We start from the raw sequence: 26,994 nt of genomic DNA, 5'->3' as shown, positions 1-26,994 counted from the left end.
AGGCAGGCCCGTCCCTCCGGGGCGGGCCTGCCTGCTGCCGGGAGGAGGTCCAGCACCTAGAACTTTCGACCTCAGGTTGAACCTCAAGGCTCGCGCCCCGCCGGGGTCCTCGTGCACCGGGGGCGTGCCGGCCGGTTGTAACGTTGACCAAAGGATTAGCTCAAAAGCAAACGTAGAGATACAAACGGAAGCGTGGAGAAATACGTGAGTAGCGAACAGGGTTCCACAACTCTGCAGAACGCCACCCCTGAACTAGGGCCGACCGGACGTCCGGTGACCTTATTTCCCGAGCCGGCGGTCCTCGATTCCCACGGCCCGGCCCGCATCATCGCCATGGTGAACCAGAAGGGCGGTGTCGGCAAGACGACGTCCACCATCAACCTCGGTGCCGCGCTCGCCGAGGCCGGCCGGCGTGTGCTCCTCGTCGACTTCGACCCGCAGGGCGCGCTGTCCGCAGGGCTCGGCACCAATCCGCACGAACTCGACGTCACGGTGTACAACGTCCTCATGGACCGCAAGGTCGACATCCGGGACGCCATCCACGCGACCGCCTTCGACAATGTCGACCTGCTGCCGGCGAACATCGACCTCTCCGCGGCCGAGGTCCAGCTGGTCAATGAAGTCGCCCGCGAACAGGTCCTCGACCGGGCCCTGCGCAAGGTCTCCGACGATTACGACGTCATCCTGATCGACTGCCAGCCCTCGCTCGGGCTGCTCACTGTCAACGCGCTGACCGCCGCCCACGGCGTCATCATTCCGCTGATCTGCGAGTTCTTCGCCCTGCGCGCTGTCGCACTGCTCGTTGAGACCATCGAGAAGGTCCAGGACCGGCTCAACCCGCGGCTGCAGGTCGATGGCGTGCTCGCAACCATGTACGACGCGCGGACCCTCCACAGCCGCGAGGTCATCGCGCGGCTCGTCGAGGCCTTCGGCGAGAAGGTCTTCGAGACGGTGATCAAGCGCACCATCAAGTTCGCCGATGCCACGGTGGCCGCCGAACCGATCACCACCTACGCGGGCAACCACCCGGGGGCGGACGCCTACCGCAGGCTCGCCAAGGAACTGATCGCCAGGGGCGGCGCGCCCTGATGATCCCCCGCCATGGGCAGCACGGCTGAGGGCGTGCACCCTCCGCCGCTGACGGCGGAGCTGAATCCGCCAGCGGCAGGGAAGGCGGTCTTCGAGGTCCGCTTGACCAACTTCTCCGGTCCCTTCGACCTCCTGCTGGGCCTGATCAGCAAGCGGGAGCTCGACATTACGGAGATCGCCCTCGCCGAGGTCACCGACGAATTCATCTCGCATATCCGCAGGATGCAGGCCGAGCACGGGTCCTGGGCGCTCGACGAGGCAAGCGAGTTCCTCGTCATCGCCGCGACCCTCCTCGACCTCAAGGCGGCACGGCTCCTGCCGCGCGGCGAGGTGGAGGACGACGAGGACATCGCGCTGCTCGAAGCCCGCGACCTGCTGTTCGCGCGCCTGCTCCAGTACCGGGCGTTCAAGGAAATTTCGCGCCAGCTCGCTGAACGGTTCGAGGTCGAAGGGGAAAGGTACCCCCGGGACACACCGCTGGAGCCCGCCTTCACCGCGCTGCTTCCCGAGCTGATCTGGACCACCACCGCGCAGGATCTCGCCGCGCTGGCTGCCGCGGCGCTGCAGCCCCGCGAGGCCGTTCCGGAGGGCGTGCGGGTTGACCACCTCCACGGCTCGGTCGTCACCATCCGGGAGCAGGCAGGCCTGCTCGAGGCCCACCTGCGGAACGCCGGATCACTGTCCTTCGGGGAGCTCACCGCCGACGCCGCGGAGACCCTGGTGGTCGTCGTGCGGTTCCTCGCCCTCCTGGAGATGTTCCGCGACGGGGCGGTTTCCTTCGACCAGGACGAGCCGCTCGGGGAGCTGCGCATCCGCTGGACCGGCGGCGATGAGCCCTTCGCAATTGAGAGCGTCGGGGCTGACTACGGCCCTGACTACGGTGCGGACGGCGGGTCCGAGTCAGTGGGGCCCGGTACCGTGGATTCGACTCTGCAGTGAGCCAGGCGCCCGCCGGCGGCCAGAGGCCCTTGGGCCCGGAGTCGCCAGCCAGGGAGCCCCTCGGCCGGGAGTTGGTGCCGCCGTCGGACCCGGCGCCCGGCGCGGTTCCACCGCCGGCTGACGCGGGGGAGAGCACAACACGAAAGGACATCCAGTGACCGGTACTGATCTCGACGAGGCCGCCCCCACCGAAGCAGGGACGGCTGTGGCCGAGGCCTTTTCCGCGGCCGAACAGCCCGGTGGCCTGAAGGCCGCCCTTGAGGCGGTGCTCATGGTCGTTGAGAATCCCGTGACGGAGCAGGAACTCGCGCAGGCACTCGCCGTGGACGTCGAGGAGGTCGGGGCGATGCTCGTGAACCTCCAGCAGGAGTACGACGGTTATACTGGGAAGGGCCCGAAGAGTGCCGATGATCCCCAACCCCGTGGTTTTGAGCTGCGCAACGTCGGCGGCGGGTGGCGCATCTACTCCCGGAGCTGGTTCGCTCCGGTGGTTTCGGCCTTCGTTCTGGGCGGCCAGTCATCACGGCTTTCCCAGGCCGCGCTGGAGACCCTGGCGGTCATTGCCTACCGCCAGCCCGTATCACGGGCACGGGTTTCGGCAATCCGTGCGGTGAACGTCGATTCGGTGGTGCGCACGTTGACCCAGCGGGCGTTGATCGCCGCCGTCGGAACCGACCCGGAGACCGGGGCGGTCCTTTATGGGACCACCCCGCATTTTCTGGAAAGATTAGGACTCGGCAGCGTAGCCGAGCTGCCGCGGCTTTCGCCCCACCTGCCCGGCCTCGAAAACCTTGGGGACTATGAAGACACAACTTACTGAAAACGCTGACCAGAAGGACTCTTAATGACACAGGCGCCAGGATCCGGCTCCGGACGGAACGACGCTCGACGTGGCGGCAGGTCCACTGGTAGGCCTTCAGGCGGTACGGGCCGCGGACGCACCGGCGGCGGCTACGAGCGCTCCGGAGGCGCCGGCCGCCCCCAGCGCGACGAGCGCCCCCAGCGTGATGACCGTCCCCAGCGCGACGAGCGCCCCCAGCGTGATGACCGTCCCCAGCGCGCGGGAACGGGAGCCGGGCGCGGACGTTCCACCGAGGGCCGCCACGCCGCTGGGCGTCCCGCCCAGGGCCGTCCGACGGGTGAGCGGTCGGGCCGTCCGTCCGGTGACGCACGCGGTGCGGGCCGTCCGACGGGCGAGCGGTCGGGCCGTCCGTCCGGTGACGCACGCGGTGCGGGCCGTCCGACGGGTGAGCGGTCGGGCCGTCCGTCCGGTGACGCACGCGGTGCGGGCCGGCCGGGGGAGGCGCGGCGCGACTCGGGCTACCGGGGCACCGGAAACCCCGCCGCCGACCGGTACGCGGCCAAGAAGTCAGCGGCCGGAAAGCCTCGGCAGAAGCCATCGGGCCCCCGCGCCTTCGGTGGAGAGCGCTTCGGCAAAGACCTGGGTCCGGTGCGCCGTCCCAAGGCCGCCCGCACCACCCGTCCCGCCGACGAACTCGACATGCACAACCCCGACGGCGTGCGGCTCCAGAAGGTCATGGCCTCGGCCGGGGTGGCCTCGCGCCGCGTCTGCGAGGAAATGATCCTCGACGGCAGGGTCGAGGTGGACGGCACCATCGTGCGCGAACTCGGTGTCCGGGTGGTCCCGTCCGAGGTGTCAATCCATGTCGACGGCATGCGCCTGCAGCTCAACGAGGACCTGAAGTACTACGTCTTCAACAAGCCGCGCGGCGTCATTTCCACGATGGAGGACCCCGAGGGCCGTCCGAGCATCGGGAACTTCCTCAAGAACAAGAACAAGAACGAGCGGTTGTTCCACGTCGGCCGGCTCGATGCCGAAACCGAGGGACTCCTGCTCCTTACCAACGACGGCGAACTCACCAACCGGCTCACCCACCCGTCCTACGAAGTGCCCAAAACGTACTACGTGCAGGTCCGCGGCCCGATGGGCCCGGGCATCGGCGCCCAGATGAAGGAAGGCATCGAGCTCGAGGACGGCATCTCCAAGGTCGACTCCTTCAAGCTCATCGACTCCACGCCCGGACACATCCTCGTCGAGGTGGTGCTGCACTCGGGGAAGAACCGCGTGGTACGCCGCCTGTTCGACGCCGTCGGGCACCCCGTGGAGCGTCTGGTCCGTACCCAGATCGGCCCGATCCGCCTGAACGACCAGCGGCAGGGAAGCATCCGCGTCCTGGGCCGCCAGGAGGTCGGCCACCTCCTCGCATCGGTAGGCCTCTAGCGGATGGAACCTGCAAGGGACAACGGAACGCATCTTGCCGGTCCGGTGCTGGTGATCGGCACGGGGCTGCTCGGGGCGAGCATCGGCCTGGGACTCCGCGCACGCGGAGTCGAGGTCGCACTCTCGGACATCTCGCCATCGACACAGGCGGTCGCCGTTGATATCGGCGCCGGGCGTCCCCTCGGGGATGCCTCCGGGTTCGCGCCCGAACTTGTCGTCGTGGCCGCCCCGCCCGACGTGGCCGCGGTGCTCGCCGCCTCGGCCCTCGCCGACTATCCCGGCGCCGTCGTGGTCGACATTGCGAGCGTCAAGTCGGCCGTCCTGCAGGGGGTCGAGGCAGCGGTGAGCGAACCGGTGTTCCTTGAGCGCTACGTCGGCACCCATCCCATGGCCGGCCGGGAACGGTCCGGCCCCGTGGCTGCCACCGCCGAGCTGTTCACCGGAATGCCCTGGGTCCTGTGCCCGGGTCCAACCAGTTCGCCCGCCGCGGTGCGCTGCGCGGAAGCCCTCGCCGTGGACCTCGGAGCCGTGCCGGCGCGCATGTCCCCGGAGGAGCACGACGAGACGGTCGCACTGATCTCCCACCTTCCGCAGGTGCTCTCCTCCCTCGTCGCCAGCCGGCTCGCTGACACCCCCGCACACTCCCTCGCCCTCGCCGGCAACGGGCTCCGCGACGTGACGCGCATCGCCGCCAGCGACCCCCGCCTGTGGGTGCAGATCCTCTCGGCGAACGCCGAGAAGCTTGTGCGGATCCTGTATGGCGTGCGGGAGGACCTCAACCGGTTGATCGGCACCCTCGAAAATCCGGTCGCCGCCGGCGCGCGCCTCGACATGGCGCAGCTGATGGCCGAGGGCAACGCCGGCCAGGCACGCATCCCGGGCAAGCACGGCACGCCGCCGGGCTCCTTCGCCCGGCTCACGGTGCTCGTCGAGGACGTGCCGGGCCAGATCGCCCGCCTCCTCACCGAAATCGGCGACATCGGCGTCAACGTCGAGGACCTGCGCCTTGAACACTCACCCGGCCGCCAGGTCGGCATGGCAGAGGTCTGGGTTGTCCCCGGCCGTCGAAACGAGCTGGCGGAGTCACTGACCGGCCGCGGCTGGAAGGTCGTCCAATGAGCGAATCCACGATCCACTCCCACTTCCGGCTGGGGAAGTCGCTGGTGGTGGCCATCGACGGACCGTCCGGTTCCGGCAAGTCAAGCGTCAGCCGTGAGGCAGCACGCCGGCTCCACGCCGCCTACCTCGACACCGGAGCCATGTACCGCGCGGTGACGCTCCACTGCCTGTCCACCGGGATCGACCTCAAGGACGCCGCCGCCGTCGAGCACGCCGCACGGGCCATCGAGCTGTACATCAGCACCAGCCCGGACCGCGAGCTGGTCACCCTGGCCGGCGTCGATGTCACCACGGCGATCCGTGAACCCCGGGTCTCCGAGGCCGTCAGCGCCGTGGCGACGACCCTCGGCGCCCGGGCCGAACTGATCCGGCGCCAGCGGGCGCTGATCGCCGGTGCCGGGCACCGGATCGTCGCCGAGGGCAGGGACATCACCACCGTCGTCGCTCCCGACGCCGAGGTCCGGATCCTGCTCACCGCCAGCGAATCGGCGCGCCTGCGGCGGCGCGGTGACCAGCTCGGCGGAACCCAGTCCTCGTCGCAGCTGCAGCAGCAGGTGCTCGAACGGGACGCCAAGGATTCGACGGTCGTCAATTTCCAGCAGGCCGCCGACGGGGTCGTTACCGTCGACTCGTCCGAGCTCGACTTCGAGCAGACGGTCGAAGCCGTCCTGGACGTCGTCCACACCGTCGCCCACTAGCAGTTTCGACTGAATTAAGGAAAACACTCATGAGCGGGAACCTCTCGCCCCAGGACCCCACCGGGCCCGACACCGATTTCGAACCGACCGGCGACGACCAGATCGCCGAACACCTCGAGGCGCTCGATGACGCCGAAGCCGAGGTGCGCGCGGCCTCGCTGCGCGCCGGGCTGGCCGACTATGAGCTCGACGACGAGGACGCCGCGCTGCTCGCCCAGGGGGACGAGGAGTACGACGACGACGCCGAACAGCGCCTCAACCCGGTGCTCGCGATCGTCGGCCGGCCCAACGTCGGCAAGTCCACGCTGGTCAACCGCATCCTCGGCCGCCGGGAGGCGGTCGTTGAGGACACCCCCGGGGTGACCCGCGACCGGGTGTCCTACCCGGCCCAGTGGAACGGGCGGAACTTCACCCTCGTCGACACCGGCGGGTGGGAGGTCGACGCCAAGGGCATCGCGGCGCGCGTCGCCGACCAGGCCGAGATTGCCGTCGACATGGCCGACGCCGTGCTGCTGGTCGTTGACGCCACCGTGGGTGCCACAGCCACCGACGAGGCGGTCGTGAAGATGCTCCGCCGGAAGAAGAAGCCGGTCATCCTCGTCGCCAACAAGGTCGACGACATCCAGAACGAGGCGGACGCCTCCTTCCTGTGGGGGCTCGGCTTCGGCCAGCCGTGGCCGGTCTCGGCCCTGCACGGCAGGGGCACGGCCGACATGCTCGACCAGGTCATCGAGATCCTGCCCGAATTCTCCGAACACGGCGGCATCGAACGCACCGGCGGCCCCCGCAGGGTGGCCCTGATCGGCCGGCCCAATGTCGGCAAGTCATCCCTCCTGAACAAGCTCGCCGGCTCGGACCGCGTCGTCGTCGACCCGCTGGCCGGCACCACCCGCGACCCGGTCGATGAGATGATCGAACTCGGCGGGCGCACCTGGCGCTTCGTCGACACCGCCGGTATCCGGCGCCGCGTGCACATGCAGCAGGGCGCTGACTTTTACGCCTCCCTGCGCACGCAGTCGGCGCTGGAGAAGGCCGAGGTCGCCGTCGTGCTGCTGGCCGTCGACGAGGTCCTCAGCGAGCAGGACGTCCGCGTCCTGAACATGGCGATCGAATCCGGCCGGGCCCTGGTGCTCGCGTTCAACAAGTGGGACCTGCTCGACGACGAGCGCCGCCGGTACCTCGAGCGCGAGATCGAGCAGGACCTCGCGCACGTCGACTGGGCTCCGCGGGTGAACATCTCCGCACTGACCGGCTGGCACAAGGACCGTCTTGTACCGGCACTCGACACCGCCCTGGAGTCCTGGGACCGCCGCATCCCCACAGGACGGCTCAACGCGTTCCTCGGCGAGCTCGTGGCCGCCCACCCGCACCCGGTGCGCGGAGGCAAGCAGCCGCGCATCCTCTTCGGCACGCAGGCCTCGAGCCGTCCGCCCAAGTTCGTGCTCTTCACCACAGGGTTCCTGGACCCGGGGTACCGCCGCTTCATCACCCGCCGCCTGCGGGAAACCTTTGGTTTCGAGGGGACACCCATCGAGGTCAGCATGCGCGTGAGGGAAAAGCGGGGACGCAAACGCTGAGCGTTGTCCGGAGCCACCCGGAAAATGCTGTACAGTAATTGAGGTGGTTTGACCGGCTGGTTGAACCGATCGGGATGTGGCGCAGCTTGGTAGCGCACTTGACTGGGGGTCAAGGGGTCGCAGGTTCAAATCCTGTCATCCCGACAGAGAAAACACAGGCCAGGGGCCGTTTCCGGAACAACCGGAAACGGCCCCTGCTGCGTTAGACGGCGCGTTCAGTGGCGTGCTGACGCCTCGCCGCCCCTTACGAGCGGCACTGACCTCCGCCGGGAATCCGCGCCGCGGCTAACCGCCGCCGGTGCCTTCCTCCTCGCCATCGGGTCCCGCGGTTTCCGGCCCGGTCCCTTCGCCTTCGGTTCCGGTGCCCCCGCCGCCGGTGTTGTCGGTCCCGGTTGCGCCGGCGTCCGTCGCCCCGGCCGTCGGCTCACAGTCGTCGGTACCCCGGCCCGTGCCGGTTCCACCGGCCGCCTCGGTTTCGGTGCCGGTACCGCCGGTGTCCGTGCCCCCGGTTTCGGTGCCATCGGTGCCCGTGGCCGCAGTGCCGGTGGCTCCGGTGCCGGTAGCTCCGGTCTCACCGCCGCCGGCTGCGTCGGTCTCAGTTCCACCGGGGCCGGTGGCTCCGATCGACGGTTGAACGCTCTCGGAATCCGTGGCCCCGGTACCTTCGGTTTCTGTCCCGGTTCCACCGGTCCCTCCTCCTTCGCCGCCGCGCGGCTCGCAGGACGCCTCAGCCGTCGCGGATTCAGCGGCCGGCACAGTGGGGTCCTGCGTCACCTCCTCGACGGGGTTCTCCGGACCGGGACCGCCGGTCCCACCACAACCGACAAGAAGCAGCGCACTCATGCCGAGCGCCGCCGGGAGAGTCTTCAATTTTGTGGAGATCATTTTGATCACCTCCCGCCCTGATCGCGCGATTAACCCTAGGCAGGGAGAAATCGCACGGGCAATAAATCCGGTGATGCACGGATAACTTCCACAGGTCCGCCGGGGGGCGTATAAGGCCTTCATAAGAACCGGCCGGCACGCTACCCGCCGATGATTTATGCCTATACTCGATCAGGATCGGCTCGGGCAGTGCTGTCCCTCGCCTCCCCCTGGAAAGAACGACGAAAGGCAATCATGAGCAACGTCCCCGAAGGGCTCTACTACACCGCCGAGCACGAGTGGGTGACCGAGCCCAATGCCGCCGGAATCGTCCGGGTGGGCATTACCGACTTCGCCCAGGACGCCCTGGGCGACGTGGTGTACGTCCAGATGCCCGAGGTCGGTACTTCGGTGACCGGTGCGGACGTTGTGGGAGAGGTCGAGTCGACGAAGAGTGTCAGCGACATCTACGCTCCCGTCACCGGCGAGGTTGTTTCACGCAATGAGGGGCTCGATGACGATCCCGCGCTGATCAACTCCGATCCCTACGGCGAGGGCTGGCTGATGGAGATCAAGGTCGAGAGCGCATCGGTTGTCGAAGACCTGCTGAGTTCAACGGAATACTCACAGCAGGTAGGCTAGACACACCGGCTCTGGCAGTACTTCACGGCCAACCGGCATTGTCCGGTTGGCCGCCTAATGTGGGAGGAAACACCAATGGTTGGCGACGAAAGCGCAGCCGTAAACGAAGGAGGGCACCACGTGGAGTCTCCGGAAACTACGACGATCGGCCTGCCTCCGCAGGCAGCCTTTGCGGAGGTCGAGCGGCACCTCACCAAGGAGGAACAGGCCTCGGTGGCAGCGCTGCCCGCAGGCTCCGCCCTCCTTGTGGCCCATTCCGGGCCCAATGCCGGAGCGCGGTTCCTCCTGGACGAGGACGTCACCAAGGCCGGACGCCACCCCAACGCCGACATCTTCCTCGACGACGTCACCGTCTCCCGGCAGCACGCGGAGTTCCGCCGCACCCCCAACGGGTTCATGATTGTCGACACCCGGAGCCTCAACGGCACCTACGTAAACAACGACCGCGTCGACAGTGTGGTGCTGCGCAGCGGCAACGAGGTCCAGATCGGCAAGTTCCGGCTCACCTTCTACGCCGCCCGCGCCACCACGGCCGGCCAGACCCCCTCCCAGCCCGCGGCACAGGCCTGATCCGCTTCATGCCGACACCCCAGCCCAGCCGGCGCAGCGTCGGCCTCGCCCCGGCCCATCCCAGCCCCGGAGTCCTCAATATCGGGGAAGTGCTGCGGGAGCTGGCGGCGGAGTTTCCGCAGGTCACGGCGTCGAAGATCCGGTTCCTTGAGGAAAAGGGGCTGATCAGCCCGCAGCGCACCCGCGCGGGGTACCGCAAGTACGCTCCGACCGACGTCGAGCGCCTGCGGTTCGTCCTTGCCCTTCAGCGCGATCAGTACCTGCCGCTGAAGGTGATCAAGGACTACGTTGACGCCATCGACCGCGGCGAGCGGCCCGAGTCGCTGCCCGGCGGGATGAGCCTGTCACCGCGGATGGTCTCCGACCAGCTGGCCCGCGAGCTCAGCTCCCATGCCCGCAGGCTCACCGCGGAGACCCTCGCGGCCGAGGCCAAAGCCCCCCGCCGCCTGGTCGACGACCTGATCAGCTTCGGGCTGATCGCCCCGGTGGAGGGCCGGTTCGACGAGCATGCCCTGAAGGTCACCCAAGCCTGCGTCCAGCTTGAGAGCCACGGCATCGAACCCCGCCACCTGCGCCCCTTCCGCGCCGCCGCCGACCGCGAGCTCGGGCTGGTGGAACGCGTCGTGGCCCCGGTGGCCTCCCGCCGCGACGTGGCCTCGAAGGCCCGGGCAGCAGAGACCGCCCGCGAGATCAGTGAATTGTGCCTTAACCTTCACAGCGCCCTGGTTTACTCTCAGATAGCCAGAATGGACAGTTAGGCCGGCCATGATCGAAGTCGAAGTTGTCGGGGTTCGAATTGAGCTGCCCTCCAACCAGCCCCTTGTGCTGTTGAAGGAACTGGCGGGGGAGCGGCACATTCCCATCTGGATCGGGGCACCGGAGGCCAGTGCCATTGCGTTCGTCCAGCAGGGCATCGTCCCGCCCCGCCCGATGACCCACGACCTGCTCGTCAGCGTTGTCGCCGCAGCGGGGCGCGCCATCACCGAGGTCCGGATTGTCGCGGTGCAGGACACCGTCTTCCACGCGGAACTCGTGCTCGACGACGGTACGCGGGTCAGCTCCCGTGCCTCCGACGCCCTGGCCGTGGCCCTGCGCGTCCCCTGCAGCATCTACTGCGCGGAGCAGGTCCTCGACGCCGCCGGCGTCGAGATCGCCGACCCCGAGGCCGACGACGAGGAAGCCGGCGACCAGGAAACGGCCGAAAAGGAACTCAAGCAGTTCCGCGAATTCCTCGCCGACGTCGAGCCCGAGGATTTCGAGCCCTGACGGCCGACACGCAAATCTTCGAGGCCCGCATCTTTGACCTTGTGTCCGGGGCGATCTAACGTCAAAGCATACGGTTCCCATTGCAACGGAGAGGAACTCGGGGCACACTGTAACAGAGCCCTGAGATCCGGCCTCCAGAGGCTACTTCCCCGGGAACCCAATGAGGAGGCACGCGTGAGTCCGAAGGGTGACGCCGGCAAGCTGAAAAGCCCGGCAGCGGCGGGCACTGGCATACCCTCCAGCGCCCAGGGCCTCCTGTTCACCGAGGACCTCCCCGTGCTCGACGAAGACGCCGGTTACCGCGGCCCCACCGCGTGCAAAGCCGCCGGAATCACCTACCGCCAGCTCGACTACTGGGCCCGCACCGGGCTCGTCGAACCGGCCGTGCGAGGAGCCTCAGGATCGGGCACGCAGCGGCTCTACGGTTTCCGCGACATCCTCGTCCTCAAGGTCGTCAAGCGGCTCCTCGACACCGGCGTTTCGCTCCAGCAGATCCGCACCGCCGTCGAACACCTGCGCGAACGCGGCGTTGAGGACCTCGCCCAGATCACGCTCATGAGCGACGGCGCCAGCGTCTACGAGTGCACCTCCGCGGACGAGGTCATCGACCTGGTCCAGGGCGGGCAGGGCGTCTTCGGCATCGCCGTCGGCCGGGTCTGGCGGGAGGTCGAAGGCAGCCTCGCCGCGCTCCCCAGCGAGCACGCGGCCGACCAGGACTTCCCCGACGACGAGCTCAGCAAGCGTCGAACGGCCCGCCGGATCGGCTAGGTCCACGCTCCGGCCCTCTCGGGGCCTTGCACGAACCTCCCGGCCCTCGCCGGATTGCATCCTCATTAGGCTTTCGGCCCGCGCGTCGGTGGGCCCGCATCGGCGGCGCCCTTTGCCCGTTCCGCCCACATTAGGCGCCAGGCGTCGCCTTGTTCAGCGGAGTTATGTGGGATCGGCCGTTACAAGCAGAGCTGCTCCGCACAATGTCCGGCGCATCGCCAGGCATCGCTATCCGCCGGCGTTAACCCATTGCCGGCCGCACTCGTTGCGGCGGCTAGGACGTGCCCGACCCACCGGCACCGCGGCCCGGGCTGCTCAGCGGGGTTGGTCAGCGGCGGGCGACGCGGCTGCGCAGCCGGCCCGCGCCCACCAGGGAGCGCAGCAGTTCGTCGAAGTATTCGGAGGCCTGCCGGGCCGATTCACCGGGCCAGTGATGGACCGCGTGCGCGGCGCCCTGGATCTGCTGCCAGTTGGCCTGTTCGGCAATGGTGGGGCTCAGCAGCAGTTCGTTGAACATCTGCTTCATCTCCGCCAGGCGGAAGGTGTGCTCGTTCGAGGAGGAACGCACCCGGTTCGCCACGATCCCGGCGGTCTGCAGGCCCGGTGCGTATTCGGCCTTGAACAGTTCGATCGCGCGCATGGTGCGTTCGGTGCCCGCCACCGAGAACAGCCCCGGCTCTGCCACCAGCAGCACCCTGTTGCTCGCCGTCCAGGCCATCCGGGTGAGTCCGTTGAGCGAGGGCGGGCAGTCGATGAGGACCAGGCCGTACCCGGTCACCCGGGAGAGCAGCATGGAGAGGCGGCGCAGGTCGCGGCGCCCAAGATCCGGGCGGTCGTAGATGCCCGAAAAGGCCGAGCCCATGGCGACGTCGAGGACCGGCTTCGCGCCGGAGCCTGCAAGGTTCTGCTCGATCGCCGTCTCGACCCATCCACTGGGCACGGTGTTGGCCGCGAGATCGGCGCGGCGGGCGTTCTTCAGCAGCCGGCCGATGTCCAGCTGTCCGCCGGCCCGGACGCCAAGGCCCGTGGTCGCGTCGGCATGCGGGTCGAGGTCGACCACGAGCGTCGGGATTCCAGCTGCGAGTGCCGCCGATGCCAGCCCCAGGGTCACGGAGGTTTTCCCCACGCCGCCTTTGAGGCTGCTGATACTCACTACTTGCACTGGTTGGACCTCTACCTTAAATCGCGGGAATTCCGGCTGCGGGCACGGCGGCACTGATGCGCTTCCCCATTGTATGGTCCCGCGGGAGGTAATTCCGTCCGGCATGCCGCACGGCGTCCCCCGGCCAGTATTCGGACGTAATTTGAGCAGGCGTGGTCAACCGACTGTAGGCTCGTGCTGAAACCACGCAATCCTTCGCCGCACGGCGTACCACCGAATTATCGGCACATTCCCCAGCATATTCACCGTAAATAAGCAGGAGCGGCATGTTCTCCAAGATTCTTGTAGCAAACCGCGGCGAAATCGCCATCAGGGCCTTCCGTGCAGGGCACGAGGCGGGAGCCAAGACCGTGGCTGTGTTCCCATATGAGGACCGCAACTCCATCCACCGGCAGAAGGCCGATGAGGCCTACCTGATCGGGGAGCAGGGTCATCCGGTGCGCGCCTACCTCGACGTCGCGGAGGTGGTCCGCGTCGCAAAGGAATCCGGATGCGACGCGATCTACCCCGGGTACGGCTTCCTCTCCGAGAACCCGGACCTGGCGCGGGCCGCGGCCGAGGCGGGCATCACGTTCGTCGGGCCGCCCGCCGATGTGCTCGAACTCGCGGGCAACAAGGTCAAGGCCCTTGACGCCGCCCGGCAGGCCGGCATCCCGGTACTGAAGTCCTCGAGGCCGAGCTCGGACCTGGACGAGCTGATCGCGGCGGCGGAGGAGATCGGTTTCCCGGTGTTCGCCAAGGCCGTCGCCGGCGGCGGGGGACGCGGGATGCGCCGGGTCGACACCCGCGAGGCGCTTCCGGGGGCGCTTGAGGCGGCCATGCGCGAGGCTGAATCGGCCTTCGGCGACCCGACAATGTTCCTCGAGCAGGCGGTGCTGCGCCCCCGCCACATCGAGGTGCAGATCCTGGCCGACGCCGAGGGCAATGTGATGCACCTCTTCGAGCGCGACTGTTCGCTGCAGCGCCGCCACCAGAAGGTCATTGAGATCGCACCGGCGCCGAACCTCGACGACTCCATCCGCCAGGCGCTGTACCGCGACGCCGTCGCCTTCGCCAAGGCCCTGAAGTACGTCAACGCCGGCACCGTCGAGTTCCTCGTCGACACCGTGGGCGAGCGCGCCGGCCAGCACGTGTTCATCGAAATGAATCCGCGCATCCAGGTCGAACACACGGTGACCGAGGAGGTCACCGACGTCGACCTTGTCCAGTCCCAGCTGCGGATCGCGGCAGGGGAGACCCTGGCCGACCTCGGCCTGAGCCAGGAGACGGTCCAGCTGCGCGGGGCTGCCCTGCAGAGCCGGATCACCACCGAGGACCCGGCCAACGGGTTCCGCCCCGACGTCGGAAAAATCACCGCCTACCGTTCGGCCGGCGGCGCCGGGGTGCGCCTCGACGGCGGCACCGTGTACGCGGGCGCCGAGATCAGCCCGCACTTCGACTCCATGCTCGTGAAGCTGACCTGCCGGGGCAGGGACTACCCCATGGCTGTCACGCGTGCCCGGCGGGCCCTCGCGGAGTTCCGGGTGCGCGGGGTCTCAACGAACATCTCCTTCCTGCAGGCCGTGCTCGACGACCCCGACTTCATCGCCGGGAACGTTGCCACCTCCTTCATCGACGAGCGCCCCGAGCTGCTCACCGCGAGGGTCCCGGCGGACCGGGGGACCAAGCTGCTGACCTGGCTGGCCGATGTCACCGTCAACAAGCCCAACGGGGACCGCCCGGCCCACCTTGACCCGCGGGAGAAGCTCCCCGCGGCGCCGCAGGGCGGGCAGGACCTGCCGTCCGGGTCCCGTCAGCTGCTGCAGGAGCTCGGGCCTGAGGGCTTCGCCGCCCGGCTGCGCGCCCAGGAGGCCGTCGCCGTCACCGACACCACCTTCCGGGACGCCCACCAGTCCCTGCTCGCCACCCGGGTGCGCACACGCGACCTCGCGGCCGCCGGCGGGTCCGTCTCACGCCTGACCCCGCAGCTGCTGTCGGTCGAGGCCTGGGGCGGAGCCACCTACGACGTCGGCCTGCGCTTCCTCGGCGAAGACCCGTGGGACCGGCTCGATACGCTGCGGCGCGAAATCCCCAATATCTGCCTGCAGATGCTCCTGCGCGGGCGCAACACCGTCGGCTACACCCCGTACCCGGAGGCCGTGACCGAGGCCTTCGTGAAGGAGGCCGCCGCTTCGGGCATCGACATCTTTCGAATCTTCGACGCGCTCAACGACGTGTCCCAGATGGAACCGGCAATCCGTGCCGTCCGCGCCACCGGCACGGCCGTGGCCGAGGTGGCCCTGTGCTACACCGCGGACATGCTCGACCCGAAGGAAACCCTCTACACCCTCGAGTACTATCTGGGGCTGGCCGAGCGGATGGTCGCCGCGGGTGCCCACATCCTTGCCATCAAGGACATGGCAGGGCTGCTCCGTCCCGCCGCGGCGGCCCGGCTCGTCACCGCGCTCCGCGAGCGTTTCGACCTGCCGGTCCACCTCCACACCCACGACACCGCCGGCGGACAGCTCGCGACGCTCCTTGCCGCCGTTGACGCCGGGGTGGACGCCGTCGACACCGCCAGCGCCCCGTTGGCCGGCACCACCAGCCAGCCCTCGGCGTCAGCCCTCGTGGCAGCGCTCGCCCACACCCCGAGGGATACGGGGATCGACCTTGACGCGGTCAGCTCCCTCGAACCCTACTGGGAGGCCGTACGGCGGACGTACTCGCCGTTTGAGTCCGGGCTGCCGGGCCCGACCGGACGGGTGTATCGGCACGAGATCCCGGGCGGACAGCTGTCGAACCTCAAGCAGCAGGCCATTGCCCTGGGCCTCGGCGAGCGCTTCGAGGCGATCGAGGACATGTACACCGCGGCGGACCGGATCCTCGGCCGGCTGGTCAAGGTCACCCCGTCCTCCAAGGTGGTCGGCGACCTGGCGCTCCAGCTCGTCGGCGCAAACGCCGACCCGGCCGACTTCCAGGAGAATCCGCAGAACTACGACATCCCCGACTCCGTGATCGGGTTCCTCAACGGCGAACTCGGCGACCCGCCGGGGGGCTGGCCGGAACCTTTCCGCTCCAAGGCGCTGCAGGGCCGGGCCGTGAAACCGCGCATTGTTGACCTCGAGCCAGCCGACGAGCAGGCCCTGGCCGGGGATTCCGCCCAGCGGCGGACCACCCTGAACCGCCTGCTGTTCCCCGGGCCGGCCACGGACTTCACCCGCACGCGGGAGACCTACGGCGACGTCTCCGTGCTGAACACCTCCGACTACCTGTACGGACTGCAGCAGGGCGGGGAGCACGTCATCGAACTCGAGAAGGGCGTGAGGCTGATCGCGACCCTCGAGGCCGTCTCGGACGCCGATGAGAAGGGACTGCGCACGGTGATGTGCACCCTCAACGGCCAGATGAGGCCTGTGTCGGTGCGCGACCGCAGCATCCAAAGCGACGTCAAGGCCGCGGAAAAAGCCGACCCGTCCAATGCCGGCCACATTGCGGCACCCTTCGCGGGCGCGGTCACGGTGACCGTTGCGGAGGGCGCCACGGTGAGCGCCGGCGACACCGTCGCCACCATCGAGGCGATGAAGATGGAAGCGAACATCACCACCCCGACGGCCGGCACCGTGCAGCGCATCCCTGCGGACGGCGCCCAGCAGGTCCAGGGCGGCGACCTGCTCGTCGTCATCAGCCCCGCCTGAGCCTGCGGCCTCCGGACCGGCAAGCGGCCCGTCCCGGTCCTCCGGAGGCGCTGCGCTAGAGTTCATCGTTGATGCCCCGCGCCGTCCGGCGCCCGGCCCGTACCCAACCCCGTGAGGAACCATGGTCTCGAAATCCCCCTCCAACTCCGCACAACCCGAGCCGGCACAACCGGGCGCGGCCGCAGAACCCGGGCCGGTACCGGCCGGCGGTCCGGCAGGGGAGGGCGCAGGGGAGGCAGCGGAATCCGGGACCGCTGCCCGGGCGGCCACCGGTCCGGCCCCGGCCGGCAAGACTTCGGGCAAGGCGAAGGCCTCGGACGCGGCGAAGGGACCGCACACGGTGTCGACTTCCGGCGCGGTGTCCGCTGCCGGCGGGGACGCCACTTCCGCCACGGTACCCGCAGCGGGCGCGGCACCGGCGCCGGTCGGGATGCCCTCCCATGACAACGCCTCTGCCTCGAGCCAGACCTCGGCCGCCGTCGGAGCGTCCTCCCCGGGCGGCACCGCGGCCGCGCCGCCGCAGTCCTCGGCCCTCCCGGTCGAGTCCGGGCAGGACATCGGCCCCGGCGCCGGGCCCGGAAGTGGAACGGACGCGCCGTCGGCCGTTCCGGAGCCGTCGACCGCAGGCCTGTGGAACGGCGGGGTGCAGGTCGGGCCGGTCCCGGTCATCCAGGCGCCCCTGCCGCCCACGCTCATCCCGGACATCGGCGCCACCCCCGCACCCAACCTCCTCTCCATCCCGGTGGCCGCCGAGCCCACGGGGTGGCGCCCGAGCGGGTCCGCCGTGCCCTCCGCGGGGGAACCGGCCGGCAGTACCGCGCCCGGGGCCGGAGATGCCGCCGTCGAGGAGCCGCCCAGCGCCCGCCGCGTGCGCGAGACCGGACCGGAACCGGCGTCTGCCCTGACCGCCGACCGCCTCCTGACCGGGACCGAGCGGCCGCCCTCCGGCGGCTGGCGGCGCTGGCTCTACGCGGCGACGCTGGGCTACGTGAACCTCGGCGACTCGGATGCAGTGCGGATCCGCAGGGCGACCGAACACCGGATCGCCGTCCGCCTCGGCGGGCACACCCGCTATGTGCCGGTCCTCTCCCGGAAAGGCGGCGTCGGCAAGACCACTGTCACCACGCTCCTCGGCATGGCGCTCGCCGACATGCGCGAGGACCGCATCATCGCCATGGACGCCAACCCCGACCGTGGAACGCTGTCCGACCGGTCCCCGGGGCGCGCCGACTTCACCGCCCGCCAGCTGGTGCAGAACCGGTTCATGGTCGACTCCTTCGCCCAGCTGGCCCACTACGTCACCCGCGACGGCTCCCGGCTGCACGTCCTGGCCTCGGACACCGATCCGGCGGTGGCGCAGGCCTTCGACGATGCCGACTACCGGGCCGTCACCGACATCCTCGGCCGGTACTACTCCATCGTGCTCACCGATTCCGGCACGGGCATGGTGCACTCGGTGATGAAGGGAACCCTTGAGAAGGCGGACACCGTGGTGCTCGTCTCCGGCGGCAGCGTCGACGAGGCGAGGCTTGCCTCGGAGACCCTGTCCTGGCTCGAGGCCCACGGCCGGCATGACCTGGTGGCCAAGGCCATCGTCGTCATCAACCTGTCCTCGGGCAATGGAACCCAAGTCAGGGTCGGGGAGATCGAGGAGCACTTCCTTTCCCGGGTCGGCACCGTGGTGCGCATCCCGTACGACCGGCACCTGGCCGAAGGCTCACGCATCGACCTGGCGAAACTGCAGCCGGCCACCCGCAACGCGGTGATCGAGCTGGCCGCGCTCGTCGTGGACGAACTGCACGACTGAGGCCGCCGCACCGGATAACGACGCACGCACCCGAAAACGACGAACGCACCCGGTAATCCGGGTGCGTTCGTCGTTTTGAGGTGCGCCGGTCGCTTTCAGGCGCGCCCGGCTCCCTCCACGCGGGGGGTGGCGTAAATCCCCTCGACAATGTCGGAGTAGTCGGTGAGGACCTGGGCACGCTTGATCTTCAGGGACGGCGTGAGGTGGCCGCTGGTCTCCGTGAAGTCGGAGGGGACGATGCGGAACACCTTGATGGCTTCGGCCTGGGAGACCGTCTTGTTCGCTTCGTCGACGATGGTCTGGATCTCCGCCAGCACGGCCGGGTGGCTGACGGCCTCCGCCATGGTGGTGCCGGCCGGCAGCTGGTGGCGCTCGAGCCAGCCCGGCAGGGCCTCCTCGTCGAGGGTGATCAGGGCCGAGATGAACGGACGCTGGTCGCCGACCACCACGCACTGCGACACGATGGCGTTGGCGCGGATGGTGTCCTCAAGCATCGCGGGCACCACGTTCTTGCCGCCGGCCGTGACGATGATTTCCTTCTTCCGGCCCGTGATGCGCAGGTACCCGTCGGCGTCGAGCTCGCCGATGTCACCGGTGCGGAACCAGCCGTCGATGAAGTTTTCCGCCGTGAGGTCCGGCCGGTTGAAGTAGCCACGCAGCACCGCGACTCCCTTCGCGAGGATCTCGCCGTCGTCGGCGATCTTGACGGCGTTGCCCGGCAGCGGGGCGCCGACCGTGCCGATCTTGACCTTGCGCGGGGTGTTCACCGTGAGCGGCGCCGTGGTCTCGGTGAGCCCGTAGCCCTCGAGGACCAGCAGGCCGATGCCGTGGAAGAAGTGGCCCAGCCGGTCGCCCAGCGGCGCCCCGCCCGAGACCGCGTACTCGACCTTCCCGCCCATGGCGGCGCGGATCTTGCGGTAGAGCAGCCGGTCGAACAGGGCGTGCTTGGCGCGCAGGGCCAAGGGGACCTTCCCGGCCTGGTCGGCCTTCGACCAGGCGATGGCGACGTCGGCGCCGGCGTGGAAGATCTTGCCCTTGCCGCCGTCCTCGGCCTTGAGCATCGAGTTGTTGTACACCTTCTCGAACACCCGGGGCACGGCCAGGATGAAGCTTGGCGAATAGCTCTGCAGGTCCGGCAGCAGGTTCTTGACGTCCGCCGTGTGGGCGACCGTCGCTCCGGATGCGACGCACAGCACCGAGATGAACCGGGCGAAAACGTGCGCCAGCGGCAGGAACATGATGGTGCGCGCACCCTCGTGGGCGACCTCGGACAGTGCCGCGGCGGCGTTTTCGGAGAGCTCCACAAAGTTCGCGTGGGTGAGCTCGCACCCCTTGGGGCGCCCCGTGGTGCCGGAGGTGTAAATGATGGTCGCGATGTCGTCGAGGTTCGCCAGCGACCGGCGGTCGGCGAGGGTCGAGTCGTCGACGAGGGTCCCCGCGGTCCGGAGGGTTTCGAGTCCGTTGCCGTCGAACTGCCACACGTGGGTCAGGGCGGACGTGCTCTCGGAGGCGGCGGCTTCACGGACGACGTTCTCGTGCCGGGCTGACTCGACGAAGGCGGCCACGGCGCCGGAGTCGGCGAGGATCCACGCGACCTGCGCCGGCGAGGAGGTCTCGTAGACCGGAACCGGAACGGCGCCGGCGAACCAGATGGCGAAATCGGCAAGGGCCCACTCGTAGCGGGTGCGGGCCATGATGGCCACCCGGTCGCCCGGGTTGACGTTCGAGGCGATCAGGCCCTTGGCGACGGCCTCGACCTGCTTGCGGAACTCGGTGGCGCGGATGTCCCGCCACTGGCCTGCTGCGTCCTGGACGGAGAACAGGGCCGGGTTTGACGCCTTTTCCGCCTGCCGTACCACGAGGTCGGTAGTGTTGCTGTTGCGGGGGACGTCCACTAGGACGGGAACGCTGATTTCGCGCACAATAGCTCCTTTGGTATCGCCGACGACTACAGGCATTTTCATAGACTATAGGGTGCCGCGGCCCTCGTTACTGTCCAGTAATGTACGAATTGATAACGGTGAAGGAAAATGCGCACCGGCTCCCGCCGCGGGATCCTGAAGGAGGACGAATGGCAGCTGGAGCGGAGTCGGCTTCGGCGTACCCGCGTCGCCGCGCCGCACCGGTCTGGGCAGCAGGGCAGCCCCGGACGGCCCGGCGGGCCGCGCTGCCCGGCCGTGCCGGACGCGCCGGACTTCCCGCGGCCCGGCGCGGACTGGCCATCGGCATTGACGTCGGCGGAACCAAGGTCGCCGCGGGCGTCGTCGACGGTTCCGGCCGCCTCCTCGCGCAGGCCCGCCGGTCCACCCCGGGCAGCGATGCCCGCGGGGTCGAGGCCGTCATCGTCGACCTCGTCGCTGAACTGGGCCGGGGGCGCCGGATCCGCTCCATCGGCATCGGCGCCGCCGGCTGGATGGACCTCTCGAACGGGACCGTGCTTTTCAGCCCCCACCTGGCATGGCGGAACGAGCCGCTGCGCAGCAACCTCGAGAAGCTGCTCCGGCGGCGCGTGACCGTCGTCAACGACGCCGACGCCGCCGCCTGGGCCGAGTGGCGGTTCGGCGCCGGCCGAGGCGAGCCCCGGCTGGTGTGCGTGACCCTGGGGACCGGCATCGGTGGGGCCATGATCCGGGACGGGCAGGTGGAGCGCGGCCGCCACGGCGTGGCCGGGGAGTTCGGGCACCAGGTTCTTGTGCCGGGCGGCCACCGCTGCGAGTGCGGCAACCGGGGCTGCTGGGAGCAGTACGCCTCGGGCAACGCGCTGGGCCGGGAGGCACGGGAACTGGCGGCGGCGAACTCGCCCGTGGCGCAGTCGCTCCTGGCAGCCGCCGACGGGGATGTCCAGATGATCACCGGGGCGCTGGTGACGCGGCTTGCCCTCGACGGGGATCCTGCCTGCCAGGAGCTGGTCGAGGAGGTGGGGCAGTGGCTGGGGCTGGGACTTGCCAATCTCGCGGCGGCCCTGGACCCGGGCACCTTCGTCATCGGCGGCGGACTCAGCGATGCCGGTGGGCTCCTCCTTGAACCGGCCCGCCGTGCCTTCGCCCGTAACCTCACCGGGCGGGGTTTTCGGCCCGCTGCCGCGATCGAGGCCGCCGCGCTGGGCCCATCGGCCGGCCTGATCGGGGCCGCGGACCTCTCACGCTCAATGCCGCGCGGCCGCTAGGAAGCCTCCCGCGCCGGGCGGAGCAGGATCAGACTTCCGCGCCGTCGTCGTCGTAGTCGCGCTGGCGCGGCAGCCGCAGCACCAGGAACACCACGCCGGCCAGGAACCCTGCGAGCACGCCCAGGGTCACCGCCGTCGGCGCGTCCCGCCAGAACATGGCAAAGAGCAGCAGCAGGACCGGACCGCCCGCGGCGCCGAGCCAGGCCAGCACCACCAGGGGGTCTCCCATGCCGAGCGGAGGAGGCTCCGGGGGCTCGTATCCAGCCCCGCCGTCGGAGCCCTCGTCGTCCTCGGGTTCCTCGTAGTCCCTCGGGCCGGCAGGCCGCAGCGGCTGGTTCCTGAAAATCGCCTCGACGCGGTCGCGGTCGCTGGGCTCCGGGTCGTCGAATTCTTCGGTCTCCGGGTTACCGGGGGTGCTTTCCAACCGTGCCACGAGGTCCCGCCAGACGGCGTCGTCGGTGGACTCATTCGGCTCTCGGGGGGTCATACGCTGGTACCTGCGCTCACGTGCCTGATGAAGTCCGCGGACCGGTCAAAGATGAAGGGTGCATCATGGTCCATCGTGGCCACATGGTAGCTGTTCGTCAACCGGATAATCTCAAGGTCGGCGCTGCCCAGGTGCTGCCGCAGCACCTCGATGCTGGTTTCGGGAACCACCGGGTCGATGTTCGACCGGAAGACGAGGGTCGGTGCCGTGACCCGCGGCAGCAGGGCCGTCGTATCGCGGAACAGCCCGGCCAGCTGGTGCACGGCGGCGACCGGGGTCCGCAGGTAGGCGCCCTCGTCCTGGCCTTCGAGCCGGATGCTGTTGCCGATCGCCGGAACCGACCGCATCACGTACTTGAGGAGCCCGGCGTACCGGGCGCGCGGATCCGCGAAGGTCAGCCCGGGATTGACGACGACCACCCCCGCGACGTCGTGCTGGGCGGCCAGGCGAAGCGCCAGCGCACCTCCCATGGAGAGCCCTGCGGCGACAATCCTGTCAGTGCGTCGAGCCAGGTCCTCATAGGCCTGTTCGTACTCGCCGTACCAGGCCCGCCAGGGCGTGCGTGCCAGTTCCTCCCAGGAGGTGCCGTGCCCGGGCAGCAGCGGCAGCCGGACCGAAAAGCCCTGCCCCGCAAGGTGTTCCGCCCACGCCCGGACGCTCACCGGCGAACCGGTGAATCCATGGCTGAGCAGCACTCCGGTCCGGCCCGCCGTGCCGATGCCGTCCTGGGAATAGGCAACCGCCGCGGGAATCGATGTCATGGGTCAATGGTCGCACCCGTTCACCGCGCCGTACCAGCCGGCGGGATCCTTAGAGTAATGTCACAAAAGGAAAAAGCGTGCCGTCCGGCGGGAGCCGGACGGTCCCTGCAGGGAAGGCTGGCAGCGTGTTCTATTGGGTCATGAAGAGGATCATCGTCGGTCCGATTCTGAGAGTGCTCTTCCGGCCCTGGGTCAAGGGCCTTGACAACATTCCCGCGGAAGGGCCGGCCGTCCTCGTCAGCAACCACCTTTCCTTTTCGGACTCCATCTTCCTCCCCGTGGCGGTGCCCCGGCCCGTGGTGTTCCTGGCGAAATCGGAGTACTTCAACGGCAAGGGCCTCAAGGGCCGGCTGACCGCCATGTTCTTCCGGCTCTCGAACCAGCTGCCGATGGACCGCTCCGGCGGCGCAGCCTCCTCCTCCTCGCTGACCGCCGGCATGGACATCCTCAACGACGGAGGCCTCCTGGGCATCTACCCCGAGGGCACCCGCAGCCCCGACGGCCGCCTCTACCGCGGCAAGACCGGCGTCGCCAAGCTGGTGCTGGCCACCGGGGTTCCCGTCATTCCCGTCGCCATGATCGGCACCGACAAGGTCCAGCCCATCGGGCGGCGGATCCCAAACATCCGCAGGGTCGGCATCATCGTGGGGGAGCCCCTCGACTTCAGCCGGTACCAGGGCATGGCCGATGACCGGTTTATCCAGCGCTCGGTCACCGACGAGATCATGTACGAACTGATGCGCCTCTCGGGTCAGGAGTACGTCGACGCCTACGCGAGCAGCGTCAAGGAAAAGCTGGCCGCGGAGAAGGCGGCAGGCAGGAAGCACCACCGACCTGGCGCCGACACCCGCCGGGCCGCAGTGCGGATGCCGCCGCCGGAGGCTCCGCAGGCACCGGCGCCCGGCGCCGTGACCCAAGTGGGCAAGACCCAGCCGCCCAAGGGGCGGAAGAAGGACACCGCCTGAGGTGCTTTTCCCGCCCGTCGGCGGGGCAGTGGGCCGCGAGTGGCCTATGTGACACGGCCGGGCGGCAACGTGACGGGCGGCGACGAACCGCGGCGTCGAAGCCATTAGGCTTGAGGGGTGACCGATACTGCAGCCTCAGCGTTATTGCCTCCCTTTCCGCTCCCCGCCGCCGGTACAGCAGGGCTCGACCACTGGCGGAGCCTTCCCATCTCGCAGCAGCCACAGTGGCAGGACCCTGCGGTCCACACCTCCTCCATCAAGGAACTTTCGTCGCTGCCCCCGCTGGTGTTCGCCGGTGAAGTGGATGTCCTGAGGGAACGGCTGGCCGCGGCGGCCCAGGGCAAGGCATTCCTGCTCCAGGGCGGCGACTGCGCCGAAACCTTCGAGGGCGCGACCGCCGACCGGATCAGCGCCCGGGTCAAGACGATCCTCCAGATGGCCGTGGTCCTCACCTATGGTGCGTCCCTGCCGGTGATCAAGATGGGCCGGATGGCAGGCCAGTTCGCCAAGCCCCGTTCCTCGAACGACGAGACCCGCGACGGCGTCACCCTGCCCGCGTACCGCGGCGACATGGTCAACGGCTACGACTTCACCCCCGAAAGCCGCGGCCACGACGCCTCCCGCATGGTCAGGGCGTACCACACCTCCGCCTCCACCCTGAACCTGATCCGGGCGTTCACCCAGGGCGGGTTCGCCGACCTGCGCCTGGTGCACCACTGGAACAAGGGCTTCACCGCCAATCCGGCGCACTCGCGCTATGAGTCACTCGCCCGCGAGATCGACAGGGCGGTGCGCTTCATGGACGCCTGCGGTGCCGACTTCGAAGCGCTGAAGCGCGTCGAGTTCTTCGCCAGCCACGAGGCGCTGCTGCTGGACTACGAGCGGGCGCTCACCCGCATCGACTCACGCACCAACCTGCCCTACGACACCTCGGCGCACTTCCTCTGGATCGGGGAGCGCACGCGCGACCTCGACGGCGCCCATGTCGACTTCCTCTCCCGGGTCCGCAATCCCATCGGGGTGAAGCTTGGCCCCACCACCTCCGGTGACGACGCGCTCGCCCTCATCGACAAGCTCGATCCCAACCGCGAGCCCGGCCGCCTGACATTCATCACCCGGATGGGTGCCCGCAACATCCGCGAGAAGCTGCCCCAGCTCGTTGAGAAGGTCACGGCCTCCGGCGCGCAGGTTCTGTGGGTGACCGACCCGATGCACGGGAACACGGTGACCTCGCCGAACGGGTACAAGACCCGGAACTTCGACGACGTCATGGACGAGGTCCGCGGATTCTTCGAGGTCCACAAGGCCCTCGGGACGTTCCCCGGTGGGCTGCATGTCGAGATGACCGGCGACGACGTCGCCGAGTGCCTCGGCGGGGCCGACCCGGTGGACCAGGAATCCTTCCTCGAGCGCTACGAATCCGTGTGTGACCCGCGGCTGAATCACATGCAGTCGCTCGAGATGGCCTTCCTCGTCGCCGGAGCACTCTCCAAGAACTGACCCGCTTCGCAGCCGGACGCCGCGGGGCTGGACAGCCCCACGGGAACGCCGCCACCGGGCTGGCTGATCCCCAGCAGCCAGCCCGCGGCCGCGGCCAGGAAGGCCAGCAGGACCAGCAGCAGAACCAGCACGGCCTGCCACTGGGCCGCGCGCCGGGTGCGCAGCCGCTTCACCGGCCGCTGCGCGGCGCGCGCCTGACTGCGCTGCTGGGATCGGCCCACCTTGGAGGCGGGCTGCGGCCGACGGACCTGCTCGGGATGCCGCTGAGGAGGCTGGGACTGCGGCGGATGGACCTGCGCGGGATGAGGGTGGGCGCGCGGCTGGACGGCAGGAGGCGGAGCGGCGCTCGGCCGGTGCACCCCACCGAGGACGCGGGTGGCGTTGTCGCCGCCGCCCGGGCCGGCCGGCCGCACCTGGGGCTCCGGCGGAAAAATCCGGGTGGTGGCGTTCCGGTTGCCCGGAGAGGTGGGCAGGACCACCGTTGGAGAGTTCGCCGGTCCGGGCGGAACCGCAGTCGCCCCGGAGCGCCCCTCACCGATTACTTCGGTGGGACTGCCGGCGTGGGTGCCCGTGCTGATCACTTCGGTGGGGCTGCCGACGCCGATTCCACCGGTGGGGCTGCCTGTGCCGATTACTTCGGTGGGGTTGCCTGTGCCTATTCCACTGGTGGGGCTTCCTGCGGGGGCGCCAAGCACAACGGTCGTTCCGCCGCCATCCGGCATCCCGCCGGTCGCCGGTGAGCCGGCGTATCCGGCTCCGCGGTCGACGCGCCGAACCGGCGACGGTGGGCAGTAGTCGAGGTCGGCGCCCGTGAGCGTCGTGCGGACATGGCGGAGCTCGCCGAGCAGGGCGGTGCCGTCGACGGGCCGGTCCTCGGGATCCCGGGAGGTACACCACTGCACCAGCTCGTCGATGTCCTCGGCCAGCCCCGGCAGGAACTCCGATGCCGCCGGTACGTGCTCGTAGGCGTGCTGGAAGGCGATCTGGACCGGAGCGTCGCCGGTGAAGGGCTGCCGTCCCGTCAGGAGTTCAAAGAGCATGATGCCCGCGGAGTAGACGTCGCTGCGGGCGTCGGCCGGCGAGCCGGTGACAAGTTCGGGCGGGAGGTAGGCCGCGGTGCCGACGAGCGTCGCGGTGCCGGTGCTCGCGCTGACGGCGCGCGCGAGCCCGAAGTCGGCGATCTTGATCTGCCCGCTGCTGGAGAGGAGAACATTTTCCGGCTTGACGTCACGGTGCACCAGCCCCGCCTCGTGGGCGGCGGCGAGGCCCTCGATGACTGGGTCGATCAGGGCAAGGGCCAGCCTCGGGGTGAGCCGTCCGCGTTCGCGGATCAGATCCCGCAGCGTGCGTCCGGGAACGTACTCCATCACGAGATAGGCGGTGCTGCGTTCGGCTGTCTCGTCGACGCCCTGGTCAAGGACTCCCACAACGTGCGGGTGGGAGAGACGGGCGGCCGACTTCGCTTCCTGCTCGAACCGGTCCAGGAAGGTGCGGTCTTCGGCGAGGTGCGTGAACAGGACCTTCAACGCAACCCTGCGGTCAAGCCTGCGGTCGAGGGCGAGGTAGACCGTGGACATTCCGCCGCGCGCGATGCGCGACTCCACGAGGTAGCGCCCATCGACAAGTTCGCCGATCAGGGGGTCGTTCAGCCGTTGGTGCACCTATTGATACTAAGTCCTGGCTGCGGTGGAGGGCAGG

The 26,994-nt window shown here is 69.2% G+C and carries 23 protein-coding genes, 1 tRNA gene and 1 pseudogene; 18 read left to right on the top strand and 7 right to left on the bottom strand.

Annotated features, from left to right (window positions below):
- Positions 1-204 precede the first annotated feature (204 nt).
- The 3 genes from E2F48_RS15805 (at position 205) to scpB (ending at position 2,848) form a co-directional block, all read left to right on the top strand.
- Positions 205-1,089: a ParA family protein gene (locus E2F48_RS15805; protein ID WP_133404887.1), complete on the top strand. Its 885-nt coding sequence runs from the start codon at positions 205-207 to the stop codon at positions 1,087-1,089.
- Positions 1,090-1,101: 12 nt separating this feature from the next.
- Positions 1,102-2,028 carry a segregation and condensation protein A gene (locus E2F48_RS15800; protein WP_133404886.1) on the top strand — a complete coding sequence of 309 codons (927 nt, stop codon included), beginning with the start codon at positions 1,102-1,104 and terminating at the stop codon, positions 2,026-2,028.
- Positions 2,029-2,182: 154 nt separating this feature from the next.
- Positions 2,183-2,848: an SMC-Scp complex subunit ScpB gene (scpB, locus tag E2F48_RS15795; protein WP_425455795.1), complete on the top strand. Its 666-nt coding sequence runs from the start codon at positions 2,183-2,185 to the stop codon at positions 2,846-2,848.
- A 96-nt stretch (positions 2,849-2,944) separates the two neighbouring features.
- Here scpB and E2F48_RS17685 read toward each other — a convergent pair whose 3' ends face one another.
- Positions 2,945-3,133 carry a hypothetical protein gene (locus E2F48_RS17685; protein ID WP_165968775.1) on the bottom strand — a complete coding sequence of 63 codons (189 nt, stop codon included), beginning with the start codon at positions 3,131-3,133 and terminating at the stop codon, positions 2,945-2,947.
- Here E2F48_RS17685 and E2F48_RS17680 point away from each other — a divergent pair.
- The 5 genes and pseudogenes from E2F48_RS17680 to E2F48_RS15770 all read left to right on the top strand — a co-directional run.
- Positions 3,110-4,270, top strand: a pseudogene (locus tag E2F48_RS17680) (pseudouridine synthase); the annotation flags it as partial. The gene E2F48_RS17685 and the pseudogene E2F48_RS17680 overlap by 24 nt on opposite strands.
- A 3-nt stretch (positions 4,271-4,273) precedes the next feature.
- A complete protein-coding gene (locus tag E2F48_RS15785; protein ID WP_133404885.1) occupies positions 4,274-5,389 on the top strand; it encodes a prephenate dehydrogenase in 1,116 nt (371 codons plus the stop codon).
- Positions 5,386-6,087: a (d)CMP kinase gene (gene cmk, locus E2F48_RS15780; protein ID WP_133404884.1), complete on the top strand. Its 702-nt coding sequence runs from the start codon at positions 5,386-5,388 to the stop codon at positions 6,085-6,087. The genes E2F48_RS15785 and cmk overlap by 4 nt, the downstream gene beginning before the upstream one ends.
- Before the next feature lie 29 nt (positions 6,088-6,116).
- The gene (gene der, locus E2F48_RS15775; protein ID WP_133404883.1) at positions 6,117-7,664 is read left to right on the top strand and encodes a ribosome biogenesis GTPase Der; all 1,548 of its coding nucleotides are present in this window, start codon (positions 6,117-6,119) and stop codon (positions 7,662-7,664) included.
- A 70-nt stretch (positions 7,665-7,734) separates the two neighbouring features.
- A tRNA-Pro gene (locus E2F48_RS15770) sits at positions 7,735-7,808 on the top strand.
- Between the two features lie 141 nt (positions 7,809-7,949).
- Here the strand turns inward: E2F48_RS15770 and E2F48_RS15765 are convergent.
- Positions 7,950-8,549 carry a hypothetical protein gene (locus tag E2F48_RS15765; RefSeq protein WP_133404882.1) on the bottom strand — a complete coding sequence of 200 codons (600 nt, stop codon included), beginning with the start codon at positions 8,547-8,549 and terminating at the stop codon, positions 7,950-7,952.
- 234 nt (positions 8,550-8,783) lie between these two features.
- Between E2F48_RS15765 and gcvH the strand changes: the two genes are divergently transcribed.
- The 5 genes from gcvH (at position 8,784) to E2F48_RS15740 (ending at position 11,774) form a co-directional block, all read left to right on the top strand.
- Positions 8,784-9,170 carry a glycine cleavage system protein GcvH gene (gcvH, locus tag E2F48_RS15760; protein ID WP_120169741.1) on the top strand — a complete coding sequence of 129 codons (387 nt, stop codon included), beginning with the start codon at positions 8,784-8,786 and terminating at the stop codon, positions 9,168-9,170.
- 75 nt (positions 9,171-9,245) lie between these two features.
- Positions 9,246-9,740, top strand: a complete 495-nt coding sequence (locus E2F48_RS15755; RefSeq protein ID WP_133404881.1) for an FHA domain-containing protein — start codon at positions 9,246-9,248, stop codon at positions 9,738-9,740.
- Between the two features lie 8 nt (positions 9,741-9,748).
- The gene (ftsR, locus tag E2F48_RS15750) at positions 9,749-10,498 is read left to right on the top strand and encodes a transcriptional regulator FtsR (RefSeq protein WP_133404880.1); all 750 of its coding nucleotides are present in this window, start codon (positions 9,749-9,751) and stop codon (positions 10,496-10,498) included.
- 7 nt (positions 10,499-10,505) lie between these two features.
- Complete coding sequence (locus E2F48_RS15745) at positions 10,506-11,006, top strand: bifunctional nuclease family protein (protein ID WP_133404879.1); 501 nt, start codon at positions 10,506-10,508, stop codon at positions 11,004-11,006.
- Positions 11,007-11,180: 174 nt separating this feature from the next.
- Positions 11,181-11,774, top strand: a complete 594-nt coding sequence (locus E2F48_RS15740) for a MerR family transcriptional regulator (RefSeq protein WP_120169733.1) — start codon at positions 11,181-11,183, stop codon at positions 11,772-11,774.
- A 328-nt stretch (positions 11,775-12,102) separates the two neighbouring features.
- Here E2F48_RS15740 and E2F48_RS15735 read toward each other — a convergent pair whose 3' ends face one another.
- Positions 12,103-12,936 carry a ParA family protein gene (locus E2F48_RS15735; RefSeq protein WP_133404878.1) on the bottom strand — a complete coding sequence of 278 codons (834 nt, stop codon included), beginning with the start codon at positions 12,934-12,936 and terminating at the stop codon, positions 12,103-12,105.
- A 266-nt stretch (positions 12,937-13,202) separates the two neighbouring features.
- On the opposite strand from E2F48_RS15735, the gene E2F48_RS15730 reads away from it, so the two are divergent.
- The gene (locus E2F48_RS15730; RefSeq protein ID WP_133404877.1) at positions 13,203-16,610 is read left to right on the top strand and encodes a pyruvate carboxylase; all 3,408 of its coding nucleotides are present in this window, start codon (positions 13,203-13,205) and stop codon (positions 16,608-16,610) included.
- A 121-nt stretch (positions 16,611-16,731) separates the two neighbouring features.
- On the top strand, positions 16,732-18,417 hold the full coding sequence (locus tag E2F48_RS15725) for a nucleotide-binding protein (protein ID WP_246019126.1): 1,686 nt from the start codon (positions 16,732-16,734) through the stop codon (positions 18,415-18,417).
- A gap of 95 nt (positions 18,418-18,512) precedes the next feature.
- Here E2F48_RS15725 and E2F48_RS15720 read toward each other — a convergent pair whose 3' ends face one another.
- Positions 18,513-20,375, bottom strand: coding sequence for an AMP-dependent synthetase/ligase (locus tag E2F48_RS15720; protein WP_246019125.1), 1,863 nt, complete (start codon positions 20,373-20,375; stop codon positions 18,513-18,515).
- 113 nt (positions 20,376-20,488) lie between these two features.
- On the opposite strand from E2F48_RS15720, the gene E2F48_RS15715 reads away from it, so the two are divergent.
- On the top strand, positions 20,489-21,583 hold the full coding sequence (locus E2F48_RS15715; protein WP_133404876.1) for an ROK family glucokinase: 1,095 nt from the start codon (positions 20,489-20,491) through the stop codon (positions 21,581-21,583).
- Positions 21,584-21,611: 28 nt separating this feature from the next.
- Here the strand turns inward: E2F48_RS15715 and E2F48_RS15710 are convergent, their stop codons facing one another.
- Positions 21,612-22,070 (bottom strand): hypothetical protein, encoded by a 459-nt coding sequence (locus E2F48_RS15710; RefSeq protein WP_133404875.1) that lies wholly within the window; start codon positions 22,068-22,070, stop codon positions 21,612-21,614.
- Positions 22,067-22,831 (bottom strand): alpha/beta hydrolase, encoded by a 765-nt coding sequence (locus tag E2F48_RS15705; protein WP_133404874.1) that lies wholly within the window; start codon positions 22,829-22,831, stop codon positions 22,067-22,069. The genes E2F48_RS15710 and E2F48_RS15705 overlap by 4 nt, the downstream gene beginning before the upstream one ends.
- A gap of 125 nt (positions 22,832-22,956) precedes the next feature.
- On the opposite strand from E2F48_RS15705, the gene E2F48_RS15700 reads away from it, so the two are divergent.
- Both E2F48_RS15700 and E2F48_RS15695 read left to right on the top strand, forming a co-directional pair.
- Positions 22,957-23,796 carry a lysophospholipid acyltransferase family protein gene (locus E2F48_RS15700; protein ID WP_133404873.1) on the top strand — a complete coding sequence of 280 codons (840 nt, stop codon included), beginning with the start codon at positions 22,957-22,959 and terminating at the stop codon, positions 23,794-23,796.
- Between the two features lie 117 nt (positions 23,797-23,913).
- A complete protein-coding gene (locus E2F48_RS15695) occupies positions 23,914-25,296 on the top strand; it encodes a class II 3-deoxy-7-phosphoheptulonate synthase (RefSeq protein ID WP_425455794.1) in 1,383 nt (460 codons plus the stop codon).
- On the opposite strand, the gene E2F48_RS17500 is transcribed toward E2F48_RS15695, so the two are convergent.
- Positions 25,239-26,957: a protein kinase domain-containing protein gene (locus E2F48_RS17500; protein WP_221411698.1), complete on the bottom strand. Its 1,719-nt coding sequence runs from the start codon at positions 26,955-26,957 to the stop codon at positions 25,239-25,241. The genes E2F48_RS15695 and E2F48_RS17500 overlap by 58 nt on opposite strands.
- Positions 26,958-26,994: the final 37 nt, after the last annotated feature.

It is taken from the genome of Arthrobacter crusticola, from assembly GCF_004357995.1.
Taxonomy (GTDB): domain Bacteria; phylum Actinomycetota; class Actinomycetes; order Actinomycetales; family Micrococcaceae; genus Arthrobacter_D; species Arthrobacter_D crusticola.
Note: the sequence above shows the minus strand (reverse complement) of the source record. Positions and strands in the feature narration are given on the sequence as shown.

What these genes read in the sequence shown, in the direction of transcription:
- E2F48_RS15800 (WP_133404886.1), top strand. Translation starts at nt 1,102, where the DNA reads ATGGGCAGCACGGCTGAGGGCGTGCACCCTCCGCCGCTGACGGCGGAG.
- E2F48_RS15785 (WP_133404885.1), top strand. Translation starts at nt 4,274, where the DNA reads ATGGAACCTGCAAGGGACAACGGAACGCATCTTGCCGGTCCGGTGCTG.
- cmk (WP_133404884.1), top strand. Translation starts at nt 5,386, where the DNA reads ATGAGCGAATCCACGATCCACTCCCACTTCCGGCTGGGGAAGTCGCTG.
- der (WP_133404883.1), top strand. Translation starts at nt 6,117, where the DNA reads ATGAGCGGGAACCTCTCGCCCCAGGACCCCACCGGGCCCGACACCGAT.
- E2F48_RS15765 (WP_133404882.1), bottom strand. Translation starts at nt 8,549, where the DNA reads ATGATCTCCACAAAATTGAAGACTCTCCCGGCGGCGCTCGGCATGAGT.
- gcvH (WP_120169741.1), top strand. Translation starts at nt 8,784, where the DNA reads ATGAGCAACGTCCCCGAAGGGCTCTACTACACCGCCGAGCACGAGTGG.
- E2F48_RS15755 (WP_133404881.1), top strand. Translation starts at nt 9,246, where the DNA reads ATGGTTGGCGACGAAAGCGCAGCCGTAAACGAAGGAGGGCACCACGTG.
- ftsR (WP_133404880.1), top strand. Translation starts at nt 9,749, where the DNA reads ATGCCGACACCCCAGCCCAGCCGGCGCAGCGTCGGCCTCGCCCCGGCC.
- E2F48_RS15745 (WP_133404879.1), top strand. Translation starts at nt 10,506, where the DNA reads ATGATCGAAGTCGAAGTTGTCGGGGTTCGAATTGAGCTGCCCTCCAAC.
- E2F48_RS15730 (WP_133404877.1), top strand. Translation starts at nt 13,203, where the DNA reads ATGTTCTCCAAGATTCTTGTAGCAAACCGCGGCGAAATCGCCATCAGG.
- E2F48_RS15725 (WP_246019126.1), top strand. Translation starts at nt 16,732, where the DNA reads ATGGTCTCGAAATCCCCCTCCAACTCCGCACAACCCGAGCCGGCACAA.
- E2F48_RS15720 (WP_246019125.1), bottom strand. Translation starts at nt 20,375, where the DNA reads ATGCCTGTAGTCGTCGGCGATACCAAAGGAGCTATTGTGCGCGAAATC.
- E2F48_RS15715 (WP_133404876.1), top strand. Translation starts at nt 20,489, where the DNA reads ATGGCAGCTGGAGCGGAGTCGGCTTCGGCGTACCCGCGTCGCCGCGCC.
- E2F48_RS15710 (WP_133404875.1), bottom strand. Translation starts at nt 22,070, where the DNA reads ATGACCCCCCGAGAGCCGAATGAGTCCACCGACGACGCCGTCTGGCGG.
- E2F48_RS15705 (WP_133404874.1), bottom strand. Translation starts at nt 22,831, where the DNA reads ATGACATCGATTCCCGCGGCGGTTGCCTATTCCCAGGACGGCATCGGC.